Source organism: Fenollaria sp. C0166D3, from assembly GCF_056590255.1.
Window position 1 is genome coordinate 95,329 of sequence record NZ_JBWPVU010000004.1, and the last position, 18,552, is coordinate 113,880.

General features: G+C 38.4%; 19 protein-coding genes. 4 read left to right on the forward strand and 15 right to left on the reverse strand.

From position 1 onward, the window contains the following. Positions 1-610: 610 nt before the first annotated feature. The 5 genes from AC1EJ0_RS04040 to AC1EJ0_RS04060 all read right to left on the reverse strand — a co-directional run bounded on the left by AC1EJ0_RS04040 (position 611) and on the right by AC1EJ0_RS04060 (position 6,275). Complete coding sequence (locus AC1EJ0_RS04040; RefSeq protein WP_480023327.1) at positions 611-1,618, reverse strand: LCP family protein; 1,008 nt, start codon at positions 1,616-1,618, stop codon at positions 611-613. Between the two features lie 173 nt (positions 1,619-1,791). Beyond that, a complete protein-coding gene (locus AC1EJ0_RS04045; RefSeq protein WP_480023326.1) occupies positions 1,792-3,639 on the reverse strand; it encodes an LTA synthase family protein in 1,848 nt (615 codons plus the stop codon). Positions 3,640-3,756: 117 nt separating this feature from the next. Next, entirely contained in the window at positions 3,757-4,281 is a 525-nt protein-coding gene (locus AC1EJ0_RS04050) for an NADPH-dependent FMN reductase (RefSeq protein ID WP_480023325.1), read from the reverse strand. A gap of 36 nt (positions 4,282-4,317) precedes the next feature. Next, entirely contained in the window at positions 4,318-5,607 is a 1,290-nt protein-coding gene (locus tag AC1EJ0_RS04055) for a bifunctional folylpolyglutamate synthase/dihydrofolate synthase (protein WP_480023324.1), read from the reverse strand. Beyond that, positions 5,604-6,275 (reverse strand): response regulator transcription factor, encoded by a 672-nt coding sequence (locus tag AC1EJ0_RS04060; RefSeq protein WP_294983982.1) that lies wholly within the window; start codon positions 6,273-6,275, stop codon positions 5,604-5,606. Before AC1EJ0_RS04060 ends, AC1EJ0_RS04055 begins: the two co-directional genes overlap by 4 nt. Before the next feature lie 280 nt (positions 6,276-6,555). Here AC1EJ0_RS04060 and AC1EJ0_RS04065 point away from each other — a divergent pair, with 280 nt between their 5' ends. The 3 genes from AC1EJ0_RS04065 to AC1EJ0_RS04075 are packed head-to-tail and all read left to right on the forward strand — an operon-like array spanning position 6,556 to position 9,541. Next, the gene (locus AC1EJ0_RS04065) at positions 6,556-7,755 is read left to right on the forward strand and encodes a helical backbone metal receptor (protein ID WP_480023323.1); all 1,200 of its coding nucleotides are present in this window, start codon (positions 6,556-6,558) and stop codon (positions 7,753-7,755) included. After that, complete coding sequence (locus tag AC1EJ0_RS04070; RefSeq protein WP_480023322.1) at positions 7,755-8,777, forward strand: FecCD family ABC transporter permease; 1,023 nt, start codon at positions 7,755-7,757, stop codon at positions 8,775-8,777. The genes AC1EJ0_RS04065 and AC1EJ0_RS04070 overlap by 1 nt, the downstream gene beginning before the upstream one ends. Next, positions 8,774-9,541 carry an ABC transporter ATP-binding protein gene (locus tag AC1EJ0_RS04075; protein WP_480023321.1) on the forward strand — a complete coding sequence of 256 codons (768 nt, stop codon included), beginning with the start codon at positions 8,774-8,776 and terminating at the stop codon, positions 9,539-9,541. The genes AC1EJ0_RS04070 and AC1EJ0_RS04075 overlap by 4 nt, the downstream gene beginning before the upstream one ends. 88 nt (positions 9,542-9,629) lie before the next feature. Here the strand turns inward: AC1EJ0_RS04075 and AC1EJ0_RS04080 are convergent, their stop codons facing one another. The 9 genes from AC1EJ0_RS04080 to AC1EJ0_RS04120 form a co-directional block, all read right to left on the reverse strand. Beyond that, positions 9,630-10,232, reverse strand: a complete 603-nt coding sequence (locus AC1EJ0_RS04080) for a DUF3793 family protein (RefSeq protein ID WP_480023320.1) — start codon at positions 10,230-10,232, stop codon at positions 9,630-9,632. A gap of 88 nt (positions 10,233-10,320) precedes the next feature. Next, positions 10,321-11,577, reverse strand: a complete 1,257-nt coding sequence (locus tag AC1EJ0_RS04085; protein WP_480023319.1) for an MFS transporter — start codon at positions 11,575-11,577, stop codon at positions 10,321-10,323. A gap of 131 nt (positions 11,578-11,708) precedes the next feature. Next, the gene (locus AC1EJ0_RS04090; protein ID WP_480023318.1) at positions 11,709-12,179 is read right to left on the reverse strand and encodes a glutathione peroxidase; all 471 of its coding nucleotides are present in this window, start codon (positions 12,177-12,179) and stop codon (positions 11,709-11,711) included. A gap of 97 nt (positions 12,180-12,276) precedes the next feature. Then, on the reverse strand, positions 12,277-12,609 hold the full coding sequence (locus AC1EJ0_RS04095; RefSeq protein WP_058259517.1) for a carboxymuconolactone decarboxylase family protein: 333 nt from the start codon (positions 12,607-12,609) through the stop codon (positions 12,277-12,279). Between the two features lie 151 nt (positions 12,610-12,760). Continuing rightward, positions 12,761-13,249 (reverse strand): OsmC family protein, encoded by a 489-nt coding sequence (locus AC1EJ0_RS04100; RefSeq protein WP_480023317.1) that lies wholly within the window; start codon positions 13,247-13,249, stop codon positions 12,761-12,763. Then, positions 13,242-14,414, reverse strand: a complete 1,173-nt coding sequence (locus tag AC1EJ0_RS04105; RefSeq protein WP_480023316.1) for a hypothetical protein — start codon at positions 14,412-14,414, stop codon at positions 13,242-13,244. The genes AC1EJ0_RS04100 and AC1EJ0_RS04105 overlap by 8 nt, the downstream gene beginning before the upstream one ends. After that, the gene (locus AC1EJ0_RS04110; protein ID WP_294983956.1) at positions 14,407-15,231 is read right to left on the reverse strand and encodes a phosphate/phosphite/phosphonate ABC transporter substrate-binding protein; all 825 of its coding nucleotides are present in this window, start codon (positions 15,229-15,231) and stop codon (positions 14,407-14,409) included. Before AC1EJ0_RS04110 ends, AC1EJ0_RS04105 begins: the two co-directional genes overlap by 8 nt. Positions 15,232-15,239: 8 nt before the next feature. Continuing rightward, positions 15,240-16,364: an acyl-CoA dehydrogenase family protein gene (locus tag AC1EJ0_RS04115; RefSeq protein WP_058259521.1), complete on the reverse strand. Its 1,125-nt coding sequence runs from the start codon at positions 16,362-16,364 to the stop codon at positions 15,240-15,242. Positions 16,365-16,595: 231 nt separating this feature from the next. Next, positions 16,596-17,354, reverse strand: a complete 759-nt coding sequence (locus AC1EJ0_RS04120) for a Fic family protein (RefSeq protein ID WP_480023315.1) — start codon at positions 17,352-17,354, stop codon at positions 16,596-16,598. A 68-nt stretch (positions 17,355-17,422) separates the two neighbouring features. Between AC1EJ0_RS04120 and AC1EJ0_RS04125 the strand changes: the two genes are divergently transcribed. Continuing rightward, positions 17,423-18,229 carry an SDR family NAD(P)-dependent oxidoreductase gene (locus tag AC1EJ0_RS04125; RefSeq protein ID WP_480023314.1) on the forward strand — a complete coding sequence of 269 codons (807 nt, stop codon included), beginning with the start codon at positions 17,423-17,425 and terminating at the stop codon, positions 18,227-18,229. 55 nt (positions 18,230-18,284) lie between these two features. Here the strand turns inward: AC1EJ0_RS04125 and AC1EJ0_RS04130 are convergent, their stop codons facing one another. Then, positions 18,285-18,548: a hypothetical protein gene (locus tag AC1EJ0_RS04130; protein WP_480023313.1), complete on the reverse strand. Its 264-nt coding sequence runs from the start codon at positions 18,546-18,548 to the stop codon at positions 18,285-18,287. Between the last annotated feature and the right edge of the window lie 4 nt (positions 18,549-18,552).

Sequence of the window (18,552 nt, forward strand, 5' to 3'; positions counted from 1 at the left end):
ATTGCTTCTCCTCTTTGCAAATATTATTATACTACATATAGTGGCGATTAGCAATAGGAAATTATAAATAAATTGTTAAGATTTCTTCATATATTTTCGTAAGTTAAATAACTGTATCATTATGCGATATGGATAAAAAAGCGTAATTGACTGACGAAGCAAGCGTAATGTATATGTCATGCCTAAGCATTGCACATCGAAAATTGTTTTCCTTCACTTGCTGGTCTACATAAATTGTTAATTTCTAAGCTTACTCACCTGTGGTCTCATATTCGTTCGCTTCGCTCAGCTAGATGAGCCCACGGGCGGCTCGTTGCGCAAAGAAATTAATGCAATTTATTCCGAATGCTGCGCTCGTGAAAATCAATTTTCTCACTACTAGTTTAATATCCCACTTGAATGAAAAATCATATACAAGCATAAAAAAAGAAGGCAATTGCCTTCTTTAAAATATACATTTTAATAAACATAGAGTCTGCACAAACAAATTTTGCAGAGCGATTTGATGAGATTGGCGTTGTACAGAATTTTTTGGAGTGAGGTGTGCTAAACGCACTCCGCAGCGACAAAATAATTCGAAACTAGCCAAGATCGCAAATCGAATGCGAAATTATTTGAAGCGATAATCTCCAAACCAAGGATACACCTTCTCCTCAATCTCCTTCTTCGGTATTACCAATGCGCTTAGTCCGTGTACGCTGCCTGGTTTACCTATTAGTGAAGCTGTTTCCATCTTATCTGCGTGAACTCTACCTATACCAACTTGTAGTATGGATGTAGCGATGGTGCCTCCTGGGATGTTTGTCTTAACGTTTTTATTGATTGTGTTCCAAATTGATCCAATCTTCAATATATTTTCGGGTCTCAATACTTTTTTAGCAAGTTCCTTCATAAAATCTTGTTGTGTCCTTTGTCTACCATAGTCAGCAACTCCGTAATTGGAATCAGTATAACCTTTTCTAAATCTAAGTAGACCTATAACATTATCCTTAGTAATTGTTTGCTTACCTTTTTTAATATTGATGTGCAGTTCGTTTCCTTTTGTTGTGTCGTGGTAGTTCATATCGATTGGCACGTCAAATTCTACGCCGCCAACTATGTCCACTAGGTCTTCTACTGCCTTGTAGTCAACTCTTACGTAGTAGCGCACATCAAGCTTTAGCCAGTCTCTAACAGTCTTTAGAGATAGCGCTGGTCCGCCATATGAGTGGGCGTGTGTAAGTTTGTCATCTGCACCTTTAATCTTTACTATACTATCACGAGGAAGGCTTAGCATCTTGATTGAGCCGTCGTCAAAGTTTACTTTGCAAAGCATCATTGTGTCTGATCTTTGTCCCCTCATCTCTTTTTGACCGGCATCTCTCTTATCTATACCCATGAGCAAGAAACAAAGCTCATTACCGTGCTCTTCCTTCAAAACCTTTTGGTCGTCTGGGAATATCGGGTTTAGCTCCTCTTCCGTTTCTTCCTCTTCTTGAGCCTCTTCCTCAACTTGATTTTCTTCTATATTATCATTACCTTTTAATTCGCCGTTATTGATCCTCTTTTGCGCCCTGTAAAACACAAAGCCAAAGGCTAGAAACGCGACTATAAAAGATATTACAAATTTCTTTTTCATAATCAAACTCCTTTTACTTCTCATATTATAATACAAGGCGCGATATTTTTCAATAGAGTTCATAAATTTGTTACTATTTTGTTAATTCCTTTTTATCTTTGAGAATGGCTTCGCTGCCACTCTAATTAATTTTACACGTTTTATTCACTCTCTTTAAGGCAATATGCCTATGATCATCTAGTACTTTTATCTTCTTCGGAAGTTTTTTCTACTAAATCCAAAAGTTTGTTCGTAGTGGCAAGACCATATCCATAGTTTGTGGTGATGACTGCTCTCTTAGAAAGCTCTTTCGCCTCAGCTATAGGGAGGTCCTTACGAGTTTTGCGGTCGATGTAGCGGCCGTGGTCAAAAATTCTGTCTCTCGGATAGACAAAAAGCGTATCGTCTGTGATGAAGCTGCCTTTGTCAAGATGGGTTAGCGGAAAAACGATGTTGTCCTTGCTTGCTTCGTCATCAAGTAGGTCGACGCCCATGTTAGGGTACTTTGTCTTGTCCCAATCAAGTAAATTAATAAGTGTCGCGTATAAATCTAGCTGGCTGCCTATATTGTGCCTTTGCGCGTTTTCTTTGTAGCCGGGAACTCTGATTACTAGCGGTATGTTCATCATTTCATCGTAGTCAAGCTCCTTGCCGAGCCATTTCTTAATCGATTCTTGTCGCTCGGCATTTTTAACTGTCATCGCATGATGGTCACCATAAATCACTATGACCGTGTCGTCTAAAAGACCTAGCTCATCCAAATCTTTGAAGAAGCTCTCTATGGCTTCGTCGGTGTATCTCGCGCACTTAGCGTATCTATATACATAATCATCTTCATCGCCAGGTAAGGGCTTAATGCTTGCTAGCTCTTCTGGCAAGATGAATGGCGTATGCGTTGTAAGCGTAATCATGAAGGAAAAGAACTTATCGCCATTTTGCGCAGCGTCCTTATACTTCGCCATGGACTGCTTGAAAAATGATTTATCAGATAGACCCATGTTGATGATTTCGTCTTGAGTAAATTCCTCGCCAAGCATGATGTCATCCACGCCAAGATCTTCATAAAAATGCCTTCTGTCGTAGAACTTACCAGTGTTGCCATGAAAGGCCATGGTCCTGTAGCCGTGGTCCTTTGCCGATGTGAAGAGACCGTAGTTGTCGCAGCCCTCATAAAGCTTGTAGGCCTGCCCCTTAAGTGAAGGATAAAGGCCGTTAAGCGAGACAAACTCCGCATCCGATGTATTGCCCATGCCCAAAAGTTCGAAGTAGTTATCAAAGTAGATGCTGCCCTCGTCCTTGATGAGTCTGTTCATAAATGGAGTGATCTCCTCTCCGTTGTACTCTTTGTTCACAAAGGTATTTTGAAGGCTTTCGCACTGAATTACAATGATGTTTTTGCCCTTCGCAAGCCCAGTGAAATCGTTCGAAGTAAATTTTCTCTCTCTAAACTCTCTTCGGGCGTCCATCTCCATGCTCTCGTCACGCATAGCTCTTTCGTCTACAATTCTCTTTAGCTTACTCATGGCAATGGTCGAGTAAAGCTCTGTACCAAAGATGCTTCCATAAAGGTATTGCGGCGCGATTATTAATAGCGCGGCTAAACCTATGCCAATGGCTGAGCGCTTCACGCTGCCCTTCTTTTTTTCGCTCGTCATGACTAAGACAATATTTATTAGTGAGAGTAGTATAATCACGATTAAAAATACGCTGATATTCTCGCGAATAACTGGTCCCGTGCCCTTAAGCTCTTTCGTTTGGCCGAATCTTGAGAAAAGATCAAAGTTTGCAAATTCTGCATAAAAAACGCTTGCGGCTATCTTGGCAAAGCCTGCTACGGCTATGACGGCTGCTCTATATACCCTTGAAGTAAAGGCAAATAAAACTGCTAGCTCTATCGCCGATGTTAGTATGATTGCAAGTGTCAATAAAATAAGCCTTGGTCTTTGATCCAAAGCTAGTTTGTAAATAAAATTTTTATAATAGAATAATATATTGATTATAAATATTATGCCTGTTATTATGCCCGCTCTTATCTTTTTCAAAGCCTTCGCCCTCTTCCTCTTTTCATTATATCACATTTTACATGATTATAATAATATTTTTACTAAGGCTCTGACATAAAAATAGAGCCGCTTCTCGCGGCCCATATCGATAAAAAACTATTTTTCTATAAATTTCTTGAACTTATCAGCGAAGTCCTTGATTCTTTCTTTATTATCGGCTATGAATTTACCTTCTTCATCTGCAAATGGAATGCTTATTGTGTTCATCGCATCAATATTTGCTCTTAGTTGATGAAGTACTGCTATAAGTTCTTTTTGCGCAAGTCTTGTTCCGTCAAGTCCTTGTGTTACGCCAACCACAGCAAAGTTCTTGCCGCCGATTAGGTACTTTTCTTCATCATTTGGTCTTGATAACCAGTCAATCATGTTCTTGACAGTGCCTGGAACTGAGTAGTTGTACTCAGGTGAAGCAATGATGACGCCTTCTGCTTCTCTAATATCTTCTCTAATCTTCTTGATCCAAGCTTCTTCAGGATGTTCAAGATCCCCATTAAACATTTTAAAGTCATTTGGATAATATTCTACGATATCGTAATCAGCAAATTCCTTTTCTATTTCCTTTGCTAATAGTTTATTCAGTGAGCCCTCTCTTTGTGAGCCAATTAAAAATACTAATTTCATTTCATCACTCCCTCTTAAACTATATACCCAAAAATCTTAATTATAATGCTTAAGTCCCAAAATTAAGTCTCTAAACACGCTCGCAAGGTAAAGTGAGCCTGCAACAACTATGACAGCATCGTCTGTATATAGCTCAAGCGCCTTCTTGTAGGCTTCTTTGTTGTCTTTTATAAAGTAGATGCCTCTCCTTTCGCCGATGGCCTCAGCCAGCTTTTCAAACTCAAAGTCCCTGCCCTTGTAGACAAGGCTAGTCACGATAAAGTCCGCATCAAGCCCATCGAAAGTCTCGAAAACCTTTTTATAATCCTTATCCTTTAAAAACGATGTAATCATGATGACTTTTCTATCAAGGCTAAGCAAATATTTCTTTAATTCAGCAGCACTCGCCTCGTTGTGTGCCCCGTCGATGATGATGTATGGATCTTCCTTAACAGTCTCTATGCGGCATGGCCACTTAACTTCGCTTAAGCCTCTTTTAATGGCGTCTTCACTTATATCGAGTCTAAATCTATTTGCAAGGTCCTTTGCTACCCAAACTGCCATAGCTGCGTTTTTCGCTTGAAATTCGCCCGCTAGACTTATGCTATAGTCCTTTCCATCGTAAGTAAAGTCAGTTTCCGTATCAGTTTTACCTATGCTTATGGACTTACCATTCAAAACTTTTACCTTGGCATCGACCTTATCTGCTTCGTCTTTAATTACATTTATAACATTCTCCCCTTGAGGGTAGACGTAAACCGTGTCAAATGGCATAATGATGCCAGCTTTGTTAAAGGCAATCTCCTCTAAAGTGTCGCCAAGTACATTTTGATGGTCATAGTCAACTTTCATAATGACATCAGCCGCCTTTTGTGTAAAGCAGTTTGTCGAGTCATAAAGGCCGCCAACGCCCACTTCGAAGATGGCGAAATCAACGCCTTCGTCGGCAAAGTACATAAGAGCGATGAGAGTCACTATCTCGAAATAAATGCAATTGATCTCAAGCTCATTGATCTTATCGACTATGGTTTTTAAGTAGTGATAAAAGCGTTCAGGCGGAATGAAGTCACCGTTTATACGTATCCTGTCGTTCATCCCTTCAATCGAAGGCCCAACGAAGAGGCCAGTCTTAAGATTTGCCTGTCTTAAAATATTGTCAAGGATAATGCAAAACGAGCCCTTGCCAACAGTTCCAGCGACGTGAATCACATTTAGATTCGATATGTCAAGCTCAAATATTTCTATGAGCCTCTTCATATTCTCATTGCTAGTCATATCGCGCTTGTGCTTAGTCACGCCGTAAAGGCTCTCAAGTATCTCGCTTGATTTTTCAAAATAATTTATCATTTCAATATATAACCTATGGACCAAACAGTTTTTATGTACTTATGGTCCGGGTCAATCTCCTTTAGCTTATTTCTGAGGTTTGATATGTGTACGTTGATCGTGTTGTCCGAGTAGATGTCGTCTTCCCAAACGGATCTGTATAGATTTTCCTTAGTGAAGACTTTTTTCGGATTTTCGATTAAAAGCCTAAGTAATTTATACTCCATCCGTGTTAAATTTAAGGGCACTTCTTTAAAGCTGATAACGTTGTTGTCGTTATCAAGGTAGAAGTCCTCAAAGCGCACAGCCTTCTCACCAAGCCTATTGTAAGCGTTGGAGCGTCTTAGCTGCGCTCTAACACGGCTGATAAGCTCGTCAGTATCAAAGGGCTTCATGATGAAGTCGTCGCAGCCGAGGTCAAGGCAGCCAAGTCTAGTTGCCTTGTCAATCTTAGCAGATAGAACTATGATAGGCATCTTCATATCTCTGGACCTCGCGTAATTAATCACGTCCTCACCCATTAATTTAGGCATCATAAGGTCAAGAAGCATTAGATCCACCTCGTTATTCTTTAGGTAATCAACCGCTTCAGCCCCGTCAAACACTTGCTTCGTCTCAAAACCGCGCTCACTTAAGAGCTCCTTGATTAAATTGTTTATGTCTTTATCGTCTTCAACTATTAATATCATAAGAACACCTCAAGATAATTATATAATGAATTGGGGATAATAGCAAGAAAAAAAGTAAACGTCTCACTTTTATTCTATTTTAAAAGCTTTACTGACTTGACAATTATCAAAATCTATTGTAAAATATTTTTTGGAGAGGCGATATTAATATTAGTTTGTTAAGAGTAGCAGTACTCTTTATTTTGCATGCTAATCATAGGGGATTAATTTTTAATTAATCCTTTTTTTTATCGCTTAAAGCATACGATATGTATGTAAATTTTTTATAGGAGGCTTTATTATGAAGAAAAGATTTTTATCTCTTCTATTTGTCGTTTTAATGTTATTTAATGTTTGCTATGCAGCACCTGTATCATTGAACGCAAAAGATTTAGTAAAGGAAAGCTCAAGAACATATATTGAGTTTTCATCATTAAAAGACTACGGTCTTAAAACTGAAATGAAGGACGGCGCCTACGTTGTAAGTGATGGCAAGGCAAGCTTGGTCTTCAAGAAAAACACTAATGAGTTCACTGTCAATGGAACAAAATTTGCCATGGACACAAAGACTAAAATTAAAGGAAATGAATTTTTAATTCCATTAAGAACTTTATTCGAAACTTTAAACTACAATGTTGTATATGATCAAAAGACAAAGGGCTTAAAGCTTGAAAAGAACAAAGAAAATACTCTTCCAGTCAAAGAAGATACTTACACTGTTACAAAAACTCATAAAAAAGTGGCATCTCTTGCCCCAAGCGTTACAGAAATTATCTTTGACTTAGGCGCAGGGGATATGCTTGTAACAAGAACAGACTCCTGCAATTACCCTGCAGCAGCTGCCAAAATTACTTCAGTTGGAACAATGCTTGAACCATCGATTGAAAAAGTTATCGCTCAAAAACCAACAGTAGTTATCGCTCAAACACATTTCAAAGAAGACGTATTAAATCAACTTAAAAAGGCTGGCATGGAAATAATTGCATTCAATACACCAAACTCAATGGAAGAAACTTATGCATCAATCAAAACTATAGCAACTATAGTTGATAAAAACTATGAAGGAAGAGCCCTTATCTCAACTATGAAGGGTAAATTAGCTCAAGTTTCTCTTAAGACAAAGAATCTTAATAAGCCAAGCGCATACATCGTTGTAAGCACTGGCGAAAGCGGAGAATTTACTCACGGCAAAACTTCATTTATGAATGAAATCTTAAATATCTGCGGCTATACTAATGCTGGCGCAGATGCAGATGGCTTTAAATATACTCTTGAAAAGCTTATAAAGAAGAATCCAACATATTTATTAACTCCAGCTTGGGCAATGGAAACTATAAAAACAGGAGCTGCCTACAAAGGTTTAAGCGCTGTTAAAGATGGAAAAGTTATTGAAATAAATAATGATATCTTCTCAAGAGCATCAAACAGAGTCGTTACAGAAGGCTTAAAGGAACTACTAAAGATAGCTCATCCAGAAGTAATTAAAGACTTAGAATTTTAATGAAGAAAAATCTATTTTTATCTTTATCTTGCGTAGTGCTCCTTGCACTTATGGTCTATGCAGTAACTTTAGGCTCGGTATATATAGAGCCTGAACTAATACTTAGATCAATACTAGAATGGATAAAATATGGGATGGATGGGGTCACATGTGATGACTCCATCCGTTTTATTATCTTTGAAGTGAGACTACCAAGAATAATACTCGCTGTACTTACAGGCAGCCTTCTGTCAATGGCAGGAGCAGTCTATCAAGCAATATTTCAAAATCCCATGGCAGATCCATATGTAATAGGTATATCATCAGGTGCGGCCTTTGGTGCGACCATCGCCATCATATTCTTGCCGCCAATGATGCTTCTTGGTAATTCCATAGTTAGTTTAGCAGCCTTTCTTAGTGCGATATTAACAAGCATACTAGTATACTTCATCTCAAAAACAAAGAGAGGAGTAGATACATTCTCGCTATTGCTAACAGGAGTAGTAATAAGTACAGTGCTTTCTAGCTTTATCTCGTTAATGATGCTTGCCCACCAAGACGAAGCGATGAAGATTATGACTTGGACTATGGGAAGCTTCAATGCAAAGAGCTGGAACCATGTATTAACAATACTCGTGCCAACAGTCATAGGGATATTCTTCACAATATATCACGGCAAAGACCTCAACGTCCTTGTTATGGGCGAAGAAGAAGCGATGACTATGGGTCTAGACACAAAGAGATTAAAAAGAAACATGCTGCTTATTTGCGCGCTTCTGACATCCATCGCCGTATCGGTCAGCGGTATCATAGGCTTCGTTGGCCTTATAGTGCCGCACTTCATAAGACTGATCTTCGGAAGCGAGCATAAATTTCTACTAAAAGCGTCTTTCGTTTTTGGCGCTATATTTATGCTATTATCAGATACAATTGCGCGCTCACTTTTAGGCGGCTTTGAAATACCAGTCGGCATCATTACCTCGCTCATAGGCGGACCGCTATTCTTAATACTACTAGTGCGCTATAGGAGAAATTTAAAATGAAGATATTAGAATTAAAAAATTTATCCTTCTCCTATAGAGAGAAAAAAGTTTTAGACAATATAAGCTTTAGCATTGATTATGGTGAAAAAGTTATAATCATAGGACCAAATGGCTGTGGAAAGACAACACTGCTTAGAATAATTTCAGGCTACCTAAAAGCTGATGCGGGTGAAATTTTGCTCGAAGGGAAAAAGCTAGACGAATATAAGGCAAAGGAAAAAGCAAAAATACTTGCCATGATGCATCAAGAAAATAAATCGTCTTTCGATTTTAAAGTCGAGGAAATAGTTGAGATGGGCCGCTACCCTTATGTGCCGTGGAACGCAAAGCTAAGTAAAGATGATAAAGTAATCGTCGATAGATCAATAAAACTGATGAACTTAGATGAGCTTAGAGAAAAATCCATACTAAAGATATCTGGCGGAGAAAAGGCCCGTGTCATGGCAGCGAAAACATTTGCGCAAGAGCCGCGCCTTATGCTCATGGACGAGCCGGTCAGCGCTATGGATATAAGACAAGAATTTCATCTTATGAATATAGTGAAGAAAAGCGATATAAGCTACGCAATAGTACTTCACGACCTAAACCTAGCTGGCGCCTTTGCAGATAAAATCGTACTTATGAAGGAAGGACGAATAATCTCAGTCGGCTCAGCTAAAGAAGTATTGACAGAAGAAAACATAAAAAAAGTCTACGAAGTTGATTCAGAAATTATAATCAGAAACGATAGACCTTATGTCTTGCCACTTAATGGCGATTATTAATATGAATAAAATACAAATCTCATGAGATAAGCTCATGAGATTTTTTATTTGCAAGAAAAAAGTGAGTAGATCTCTACCCACATACATATCACGCTGCATTTATTAAGCTGTGCAAAGCCTCTCCGCCTTGATATACCTCACGCATAAGCCTCTCAATCGTATAGCCCTCCATAAGCTTAGTCTTGACGAAAGTCCTTAGGCCATCATAGAAATCAAAGGTGCGCTTAGTGCTCTCAGGCCTTGCGTAAACCTTCCAGTAGCGGCAATAGACATAATTTTGTCCCTCGTTCTCGATAAAGCCAATAACATCGTCAATGGGAAAGCCAAGGAAGACGCCAATCTCATGCGGGAACTCAAAGTGCCTTAGCTTAGCCTTAAGAGTCAATAGGCACGCATCGAGCTCAATTGTCTCGTAGCCGTAGTCCTTTAAAAAGGCTTTTATCCTAGGCTTTTGAATGTACCTAGAGAGCCTCTCTTCATTGTAGATTAGTAGAAGCATACTTGATTCACACTCACAAAGCTTTTCAATCGCAATGCCATAAACCTTAAAGATGCCCTTGTACTTCTCTAGAAGCTCCTCGTCATAAGATAGCTTCGCCTTTGATAGAGATATTAAATTCGATAGTTTAGTCCCCATAAGAACAGGGGCACAGTGATTTGCCAAGATGTACTCAAACTTCACTTCGCACATGGCACTCTCCCTTTCAGATAAATTAGTTAGGCGTGTCTAACTCCTTGATGATATATTAGCACATGCTAACTGATTTGTCAAGACCATTTTATTCTCTCGATAGATATAAAATAAGTGGATATGTCATAAAAACAGCTAAACTGCCAACTAAAATACATATATGAGCCTGAAATGTATTTGCTAAAAATCCGTAGAACATATTGCCAAGAGGTATCGATGATAAAACAAGCATCCTAAGCACTGATAAAATCCTACTTCTGTACTCATCCTTGACATTCTTTTGAAAGAAAACCTGTGTCGCTATATTAAGAGGCATAACTGAGCTAATTATTAAGCAGTCAAATATAGTTATTAAGATAACGCTAATAATCACATTATTTTCCAAATCCAAACTGCCGTAATAAACAGCAACTCCCATTAAAAAGATGCATGTGGCTATAGATAAAGAAGCATACTTCAATAATTTTAAAGGCTTAAATTTTTTAACTAGAGGAAGTATGATAAATGGCAAAGTTATGCTCACTAAAGAAGTTATCGTTCTATAGGCGCCATAAACATATTCATCAAGCTTAAAGACTTCTAAAAAAACATAAGTTATAATTACTGAGCAAACCGCATCAAAAGAAAAATTTATTAAAGGAGCTACAACGACAAAAACTTTAGCGAATTTATTTTTGCTTAGCTCAACTAGACCTTCTTTAAAATCTGTAAAATAGCTTTTAAAAGAATTTTTCCCTTCGTGATTGCCCTTGACCTCAAAAGGCGTTTTTATAAAGAAATTTAAAATAAATGTTAGAATCATTAAAATACAAACTAAAATAAAAGATCCACTCAAAGCAAAGTGCTTATAAATAAATGCCGCAAGCATAGGTGTAGTCACATAGACAATTCCATCATCCACCTTTGAAAAAGCGACAGCTTCCTCCATTAGATCTTGATCAATAATCTCAGCAAGTATTGAATTTTCCGCCGCATTATAAAAAACCTCAATCATCTCAAGAAGAATTACAAGAGCGTAAACCGCAATAAGAGAAATGTTTTTGTAAAAAATTGCAAATATCGCATATATTAGCATAAGAAGTGCCTGAGCAAAGTTTAAAACCTTCATTATATCTATACGTCTTAGTCTGTCGCCTAAAACGCCAGCTATGGGTGTCAATAGTATCCTCGGAATTATGATTATAGAAAGTATAGAGGCATAAATCAAGGGCGAGCCAGTCATATCCAAGATGTATAAAGCCAGGGCAAATTGCAAAATATTTGACGAGCCCATCGACAAAGCACTCGCGAAAAAATAGCTTAAATAACTTTTGTTTTTAAGTAAGTTTTTCATAGAAAGCTTCATTAATAAGCCTCCTTTCTTTAAAAACATTAATATTGATTACATGTTAGCATAAGCTAACTAATATGTCAAGAGTTTTATGCGATAAAATAGCACCCATAATTATATGAGTGCTAAAATTAAAATATTTAATACTACAATAGTTTTTCTACTTCTTTTTCTAATGCCTTTGGTGTTTTTTGTGAAGCAAATCTATCGACAACGTTTCCTTCTCTATCTATCAAGAATTTTGTAAAATTCCATTTGATTTCGTCGCCTAAGATGCCGCCCTTTTCTTTTTTCAAAAATTTGTATAATGGATCAGCGTCATCACCATTGACATCAATCTTTGACATCATGGGAAAGGTCACGCTAAATGTAGAAGTGCAGAAATTTTTTATCTCTTCATTGCCGCCTGGCTCCTGCGATCCAAATTGGTTACATGGAAAGCCTAAGATGACAAAACCTTGGTCCTTATATTTTTCGTAGAGTTCTTCAAGGCCTTCGTATTGCTTAGTAAAACCGCACTTGCTCGCTGTGTTAACTATAAGTACCACTTTGCCCTTGTACTCTGACATGGATACATCTTCACCTGATATGCTCTTAACTTTATAATCGTAAAACATTTTTACCTCCTAATATATAAGTAATCGTCATCTATATTATATATACCCATTGGCATGAAAAAAGTCTTATGGGCTTGCCACAAGACTTTTAAAATTTTTAATCGAGATCGTCAAACATTTTTAGGGCCTTCGCTCCATACGCAGTTCCTGGACCACCATTCATCAAAATACAAGTTTTGATAACGTCGATGAGTTGTTCTCTTGTGCCGCCTGCTTTTTTGAAGCTTGTTATGTGGGCTAGCATACATGGGATGCACTTGATAGTGATCGAGATGCCTAGGGCAACCATTTCTTTTTCGATAAGTGTTGCAGCGCTTTCTTTTGTGTAAACTGCGTGTAAATCACCGAATGCTTTCATGATTTCTGGTGATGAATTGATTAGCTCCTTGCTTAATTCTCCGTTTAATTCTCTTTCTTTTTTGTAATCCATAATATTACCTCCCTTTATATTTTTTTGAAATATCTTCCAATTATATATTACCCATTAAGCTCCTCCATTGCCATTGAATATAATTATAGTTTTGCCGTAAATTATAAGATAAAAAAATAGTAGGGAGCATCTGCCCCTACTATTTTGATTTCTATAGTTCGTATATAAATTCTATCTCTATCTTAAATCCCTTTTTCACTCCGCTATAAACCATATCCATCTCCAAAGCATCTCTCATAAACTTATCTGCTTCTTCTCTTGTAATATCGTCTATATAATAATAAACTTTGATCTTTATCTTTTCTATGCGCGGCGCATCGTCGACGCCGACCACTTTTAGCGTACGAAGTGGGTTTGTGGTCTTTACTTCTGCCTTTGCTTCTATCTCATCTAGCGAAAGCTTCTTGATTTTGGCTTCTCTAATGATTGTGAGCATCATCGACTCCAAAATTCCTGCCAAAAATATCTCCACCGACGATAATTCTTTTTTCTCGTTATCGTATGGAAGCTCTTGGTCTGTCGATATAAAGGCCATGTCACCGTAGCTGTTAACGGTTTTGATGTCGTTCGATGTCGCTCTCATCGTAAAATCAAAGCGGCCCATCTCTTCAGTGCTATTGAAATTACCGTAGCTACTCATGTTTTTCCTTCAATTCTTTAACTGCTGTCTCAAGCTCTGCTAATTTTTTGTCAATTATTTCAAGTGTTGATACAGGCCTATTAGCAAAAGTAGCGAAGCCACAATCCGGATTTAAGAATAATCTTTCCTTGTCGATGTAGCCAAGCGCTTCTTCGGCTCTCTTGACCATATCCTCATGAGCTTCAATCTCATCAGTTCTTGGATTTATAACGCCAAGACCTAGAATGTATTTTTCCCTAATTTTGTCTGAAGCGAATAAACTCTTTAGCTCGCCCGCTCTCTTTGTTGAAAACTCAAGGAATAGCGCGTCTGTATCGATGTCTTCAAATAATTTGATTAGCGGTGTATATGGTCCTTCTAGTAAAATGCTCTCGTCCTTGGACCAGTTGCCACGGCAGACGTGAAGCGCGCGCATCGACTTAGTCCTGTCGATATGGCTCATGCATGACTTAATTAGGTGAGTTGCAAATTTTAGCTCCTCTGTCGGATCCTTCTTTTCAGAAAGTGCTGCACACATGAAAGTACGCGGCTTTCCTTCGGTAAATACTACTTCAGTTAAAACTGGTTCGTCAAATTGAATTATGTCGACGCCTATCTTTTGAAGCTCTTCTATCTCTTCCTTATAGATTTTGATAACGTCTTCACCAAGCTCTTCCTTAGAGCCGTAAGCCTTGCTAGATAAGTTATATAGCCACATTGAACGAGTTACTAGATAGGGTCCTGGCAAAGTGATTTTGACCTTATGATCAGTTCTTGCCTTAAGTCTCTTTAGCTCGTCACAAACGATGTTAGTCTTGCGAGAGACTTTTCCTGTACATATAGCGTTCTTTATGCTTATGGCTGGAACGTCAAGTATAGAAAGTATTTGCTCAAAGGCTTTTTTATCGTCGATGTATTCAAGCATCTCAGACATGGACATCATTTTAACGCCATTTAACTTTGTCGATATAAATGAAACGTAGTTATCTCTTGATAATTCGCCTGATGTAACGTAGCTGATGCCGTGCTTTTCTTGCATGCGAACAACGGCTTCTTCCTCAGCATCTATTAACTTAATAAAATCCTCTTCACTTAGAGAGCCCTTAGATCTCTTTCTAAGGGCCCTTAATATATCTTCATTTCTTGGCATGCTTCCTATAAGTGAAGTGGAGAATGCCCTAGTCACGGTACTTGCCGAAAAAGTCTAAATACTTATCGGCGTTAGTAATTTGTTCGAAACCACTAGTTCTGCCTTCAACCCATTCTGTAAGGCCTTCAAGGTCCATGATCTTCTTGTGTTCTGGATCGTTGTAATCCATTTGAAGAAGAATTTTAGCCCAAGCTTTGAAGTCTTCTGATGGGAAGCCTACGCGAGCTGAGAATATACAGTGATCGAAGTGAGGTGTTTCACCTAAAACTTCTAATTGGTTTGCATCGATAGTGCCGTCCTTTGACCAAGCGTTGAAGTTTAGGTCGATAGTGAAAGCGCAGTCTACATCTCCCGCTTCAAGTGCTTTCACAGCGTCAAGTTCACCGCCAACGTGGTCTCCGTTAAGGCCAACGCCCTTGTCGAATCTAACTTCTTCATAATCTTTGCCATATTCTAAGCCTTTAGTCTTTAAATAATAGATAGGGATAAGTCTTGCTTGAGGGCTATCAAATGCGCCGAAGCCTATCTTTTTACCCTTAAGATCTTCAAAAGACTTAATGCCTGAGTCTTTTTTAACTAGGCAGATAGTCTTTCTGTCTCTATCTGTGTCTCTCATAGGACCATTTTCACTTTTGCCTTGAGTCCTAATTTGAGTTTGTAACCAAGCCAATGGTGAGTTCCAAGCGATGTCTATGTCGCCGTTAACAACAGCATCTACTTGTAAGTCATAGTCCTTGAAGTAAACGCCTTCAACTTCCATGCCTCTTTCTTCAAAAAATTTGTGGATCATGTCCCAAATGATACTAACCTTTGGATCATAAAGAACTGCTCCAACTTTTATCTTATCAGTCATCTTTCCTCCTATGGTATTGGTTGATCTGTGATCAATTTACCAAGCCAAATTGTAAGCACGTCTACTGATGGTGCCATGATTTGACTTGCATATGCGTCTCTCATATATTTTTCTATAGGGTTTTGTTTGTTATAGCCCTTACCGCCAGCAACTCTCATTGCATCGATAGATGTTTCGATAGCTGCTTCACTTGCGTTAACTCTAGCTGCGATGATGTCAACAACTGCATCAGCGTCGCCTCTTTCAGCCTTTTCAGCTGCAAGCTTTGTAAATGCTTCTGCTGCGTGAGTTCTGTTGTAAATCTTAGCTAAGTGTATTTGAACTGTTTCAATATTTGATAGAGATTGTCCTGTAGGATATTTTCTCTTCATAGCATGTTCGTTAGCTGCTGTAGAGATGGCTTTGCCTAGACCAGAGTAAACACTTGCTAGACCTAAGATGAAGTATGGTGCAACAACTGAGAATACTTGTGCTTGACCGCTACCCCATTCGCCAATTCTGTACATATCTTCAAGTTCAACGTCCTTAAGAACCATTGGGCAAGATGCATTGCTTCTCATACCCATACCGTTCCAAGCTTGCATTTCGAAATGAACGCCTTCTTTGTCTATAGGAACTACCCAGTTATCGATTTCTCCTTCTTTCTTAGAAGGTACTAATACTAAGTAGTAGCTAGCGTATTCAGCTGAAGTAACCATTGACTTAGAGCCGTTTAATACGCAAGAACCATCTTTGTGTTCAATGCCCATTTCTGGGATGTAGAAGTGAGTACCTGTACCAAATTCACTATATGCAAGTGCACATAATTTTCTTTCTTCAAGAATTTCTTTAACAATCTTGTTTTTAAGCTCATCATTACCATTAGCTAAGATACACATAAGTGCTACGTTATGCATCATGTAGCATAGACCAACAGATGCGCAGCTTTCAGCTAGAGCCATACAGATTTGTGAGTGGTCCTTAATAGTACCGCCTTCACCGCCCATTTCCTTAGGTATCATCACCTTAAAGAAACCTTCTTCGCCTAGTTTGTCGAAAATTTCCTTTGGAAATTTTGCTTCTTCGTCTAATTGTTTTGCAACGGGATCAATGTATTTTTTAGCAAATTCCCTTGCTCTTTCAAATGAATTCATAATAAACCCTCCCTTTCGTGTTTATATCGATATCGCTATCGTCTTAAGTATATCACAACGATTACTTCATTACAAATAAGATTTTTCAATAGTTTCAGGCTTTTATATTGAAATTTTCTATATAAATTTTCTTCTGATATAATAAAAAATATTTAACTTGTTTGTGAAAAATAGTGTTGCTTATAAAAAAAGACATGCCATAATAAAATGACATGCCCATATATAATATATTTATTTTTCTAATTCTTTTAGCGCTTCCAATATCAATTCCAAAATCAGCTCTACAAAGTACGCCGCATCAACATTTTTATCTGAAGTGGCAAGAGCATCGTAGTAGTCCTTCTGTCTTGATTGTATCAGCTCTTCGACAGGAAGCCAGTAAAACACTTCATTATAAGTGCCTAATAAAACTGTGTGCCAAAGCCTTCCCATTCGGCCATTGCCATCTTGAAACGGGTGAATAAACTCAAACTCATAATGAAAGATACTGCTCTTAATAAGTGGATGAAGGTCCGAGTCCTCATACCACGCAAATAAATCACTTACTTCTTCAGCTACAAGATCTGCAGGCGGCGCCATATGTATAAGCTTGTCACCATCGAAGATGCCAACTCCTTCACTCCTGAATCTGCCGTTCTCCTTAATAAGTCCTTGCATCATAAGTCTGTGTGCTCTAAGAAGGTCGTCTATAGAACCCGGCTTCATCTCAAGCATTAGCTCATAAGCGTCATAGGCGTTTTTCACTTCTCTAATCTCGTTTGGATTGCCAAGGACCCTCTTGCCAGCGATGATGCTTGTCACCTGCTCAAGCGAAAGAGTGTTCGCTTCAATCGCAAGCGACGAGTGTATAGTCTTGATCCTATTTTCTTTTCTTAGCTTCGGATTGATTTTGCCCGGCTTTATATTTACTCTATCTAATTCGGCTTCAATTGAATCTACTAATTTAGCTATCGTTTCATTCATTGTAAATGGTGGAGCATAGTTCTTCATAGTATCACCTCTAAATATATATACCCAAAAACACAAATTGGGTATATATAAATAAGGGGGATGATAGTATGAAAGTACATGTAATTACAGGCGGCGGTAGTGGTATAGGCCTTGAAATCGCAAAGGCTTTTGATAGTGGTCTTGTTATCATTACTGGAAGAACTGAGGAAAAGCTAAAAAAGGCGTGCGAGGAGCTAGAAAAAACTGGCAAAGCGAAGTACGCGTACAAGACTTGTGACGTTTCTGACAAAACAAGCGTTATGGATCTACTAGAATTTGCTTCAGAGAAGGGCGATTTGATGACAGTAGTCAACTCAGCTGGCGTTTCAGGCGTCGGAGCAAGTGTAGAAGCCGTTTTGAACGTTGACCTAAAAGGCACTAAGTTCATCACTGATGCTGCTTACGACTACCTTGCAAATGGCGGCGTCCTTATAAACATAGCGTCAATGATGGGCCATATCGTTCCCGTGAGTGACGCATACATCAACGAGCTAATTGAGCCAGACAAAGATGGTGCTATAGAAAAAATCGCTGGCCTTGTTAATGGCAATAGCGATAACGCATATAACTTTGCTAAGCTTGGCGTTATTGAGATGGTTAAGGCAAACGCAATGAAGTTCGGCAAAAAAGGACTTCGTATCATGTCCGTATCTCCAGGCATCATCATGACAGAGATGGCAAAAAACGCACAAAAAGACAATGCAGATATAATGAAAAAGATGGTAGAAAATACTCCAGCACAAAGAACTGGCGAGCCAGAAGATATTGCAAATGCAGTAAAATTCTTAGCAAGCGACGAGGCAAGCTTCATCACAGGATGTGATTTGCTTGTAGATGGCGGCTTATCACTAGTATTAAAGTCAATGTATCAATAATTTTACGCATACGAAAGGAGCGGACAAATTGTCCGCTCCTTCTTTTTGTATTCATCTAAGTCCTTGGGTTTAAGCTCATTGCAACAAGTGTTACATTCACAACTAGCATAAGCATAGTCGCTGTTAAATACACTGCTAATTTTATTTTACTTGACGTACTGTCTTTATCAAATTTTTTATTTGCCCACACAATAAATTCTGCTAGACCAAAGACAGTAAAAACAATCAATGGTGTAGTAAAAAATAGCATAGTGTCTGGACTAGAGCCTCTTTTAATTGAAAACATTATTAAAAAGTATAAAATTTCTATAATTATCATTTTG

Excerpts from the sequence above, each read along its gene's own strand:
- AC1EJ0_RS04120 (WP_480023315.1), bottom strand. The coding sequence starts at position 17,354 with ATGAAGAACTATGCTCCACCATTTACAATGAATGAAACGATAGCTAAA.
- AC1EJ0_RS04055 (WP_480023324.1), bottom strand. The coding sequence starts at position 5,607 with ATGATAAATTATTTTGAAAAATCAAGCGAGATACTTGAGAGCCTTTAC.
- AC1EJ0_RS04110 (WP_294983956.1), bottom strand. The coding sequence starts at position 15,231 with ATGACTGATAAGATAAAAGTTGGAGCAGTTCTTTATGATCCAAAGGTT.
- AC1EJ0_RS04130 (WP_480023313.1), bottom strand. The coding sequence starts at position 18,548 with ATGATAATTATAGAAATTTTATACTTTTTAATAATGTTTTCAATTAAA.
- AC1EJ0_RS04115 (WP_058259521.1), bottom strand. The coding sequence starts at position 16,364 with ATGAATTCATTTGAAAGAGCAAGGGAATTTGCTAAAAAATACATTGAT.
- AC1EJ0_RS04060 (WP_294983982.1), bottom strand. The coding sequence starts at position 6,275 with ATGATATTAATAGTTGAAGACGATAAAGACATAAACAATTTAATCAAG.
- AC1EJ0_RS04065 (WP_480023323.1), top strand. The coding sequence starts at position 6,556 with ATGAAGAAAAGATTTTTATCTCTTCTATTTGTCGTTTTAATGTTATTT.
- AC1EJ0_RS04075 (WP_480023321.1), top strand. The coding sequence starts at position 8,774 with ATGAAGATATTAGAATTAAAAAATTTATCCTTCTCCTATAGAGAGAAA.
- AC1EJ0_RS04085 (WP_480023319.1), bottom strand. The coding sequence starts at position 11,577 with ATGAAGCTTTCTATGAAAAACTTACTTAAAAACAAAAGTTATTTAAGC.
- AC1EJ0_RS04100 (WP_480023317.1), bottom strand. The coding sequence starts at position 13,249 with ATGAGTAGCTACGGTAATTTCAATAGCACTGAAGAGATGGGCCGCTTT.
- AC1EJ0_RS04070 (WP_480023322.1), top strand. The coding sequence starts at position 7,755 with ATGAAGAAAAATCTATTTTTATCTTTATCTTGCGTAGTGCTCCTTGCA.
- AC1EJ0_RS04095 (WP_058259517.1), bottom strand. The coding sequence starts at position 12,609 with ATGGATTACAAAAAAGAAAGAGAATTAAACGGAGAATTAAGCAAGGAG.
- AC1EJ0_RS04080 (WP_480023320.1), bottom strand. The coding sequence starts at position 10,232 with ATGTGCGAAGTGAAGTTTGAGTACATCTTGGCAAATCACTGTGCCCCT.
- AC1EJ0_RS04125 (WP_480023314.1), top strand. The coding sequence starts at position 17,423 with ATGAAAGTACATGTAATTACAGGCGGCGGTAGTGGTATAGGCCTTGAA.
- AC1EJ0_RS04050 (WP_480023325.1), bottom strand. The coding sequence starts at position 4,281 with ATGAAATTAGTATTTTTAATTGGCTCACAAAGAGAGGGCTCACTGAAT.
- AC1EJ0_RS04090 (WP_480023318.1), bottom strand. The coding sequence starts at position 12,179 with ATGTTTTACGATTATAAAGTTAAGAGCATATCAGGTGAAGATGTATCC.
- AC1EJ0_RS04040 (WP_480023327.1), bottom strand. The coding sequence starts at position 1,618 with ATGAAAAAGAAATTTGTAATATCTTTTATAGTCGCGTTTCTAGCCTTT.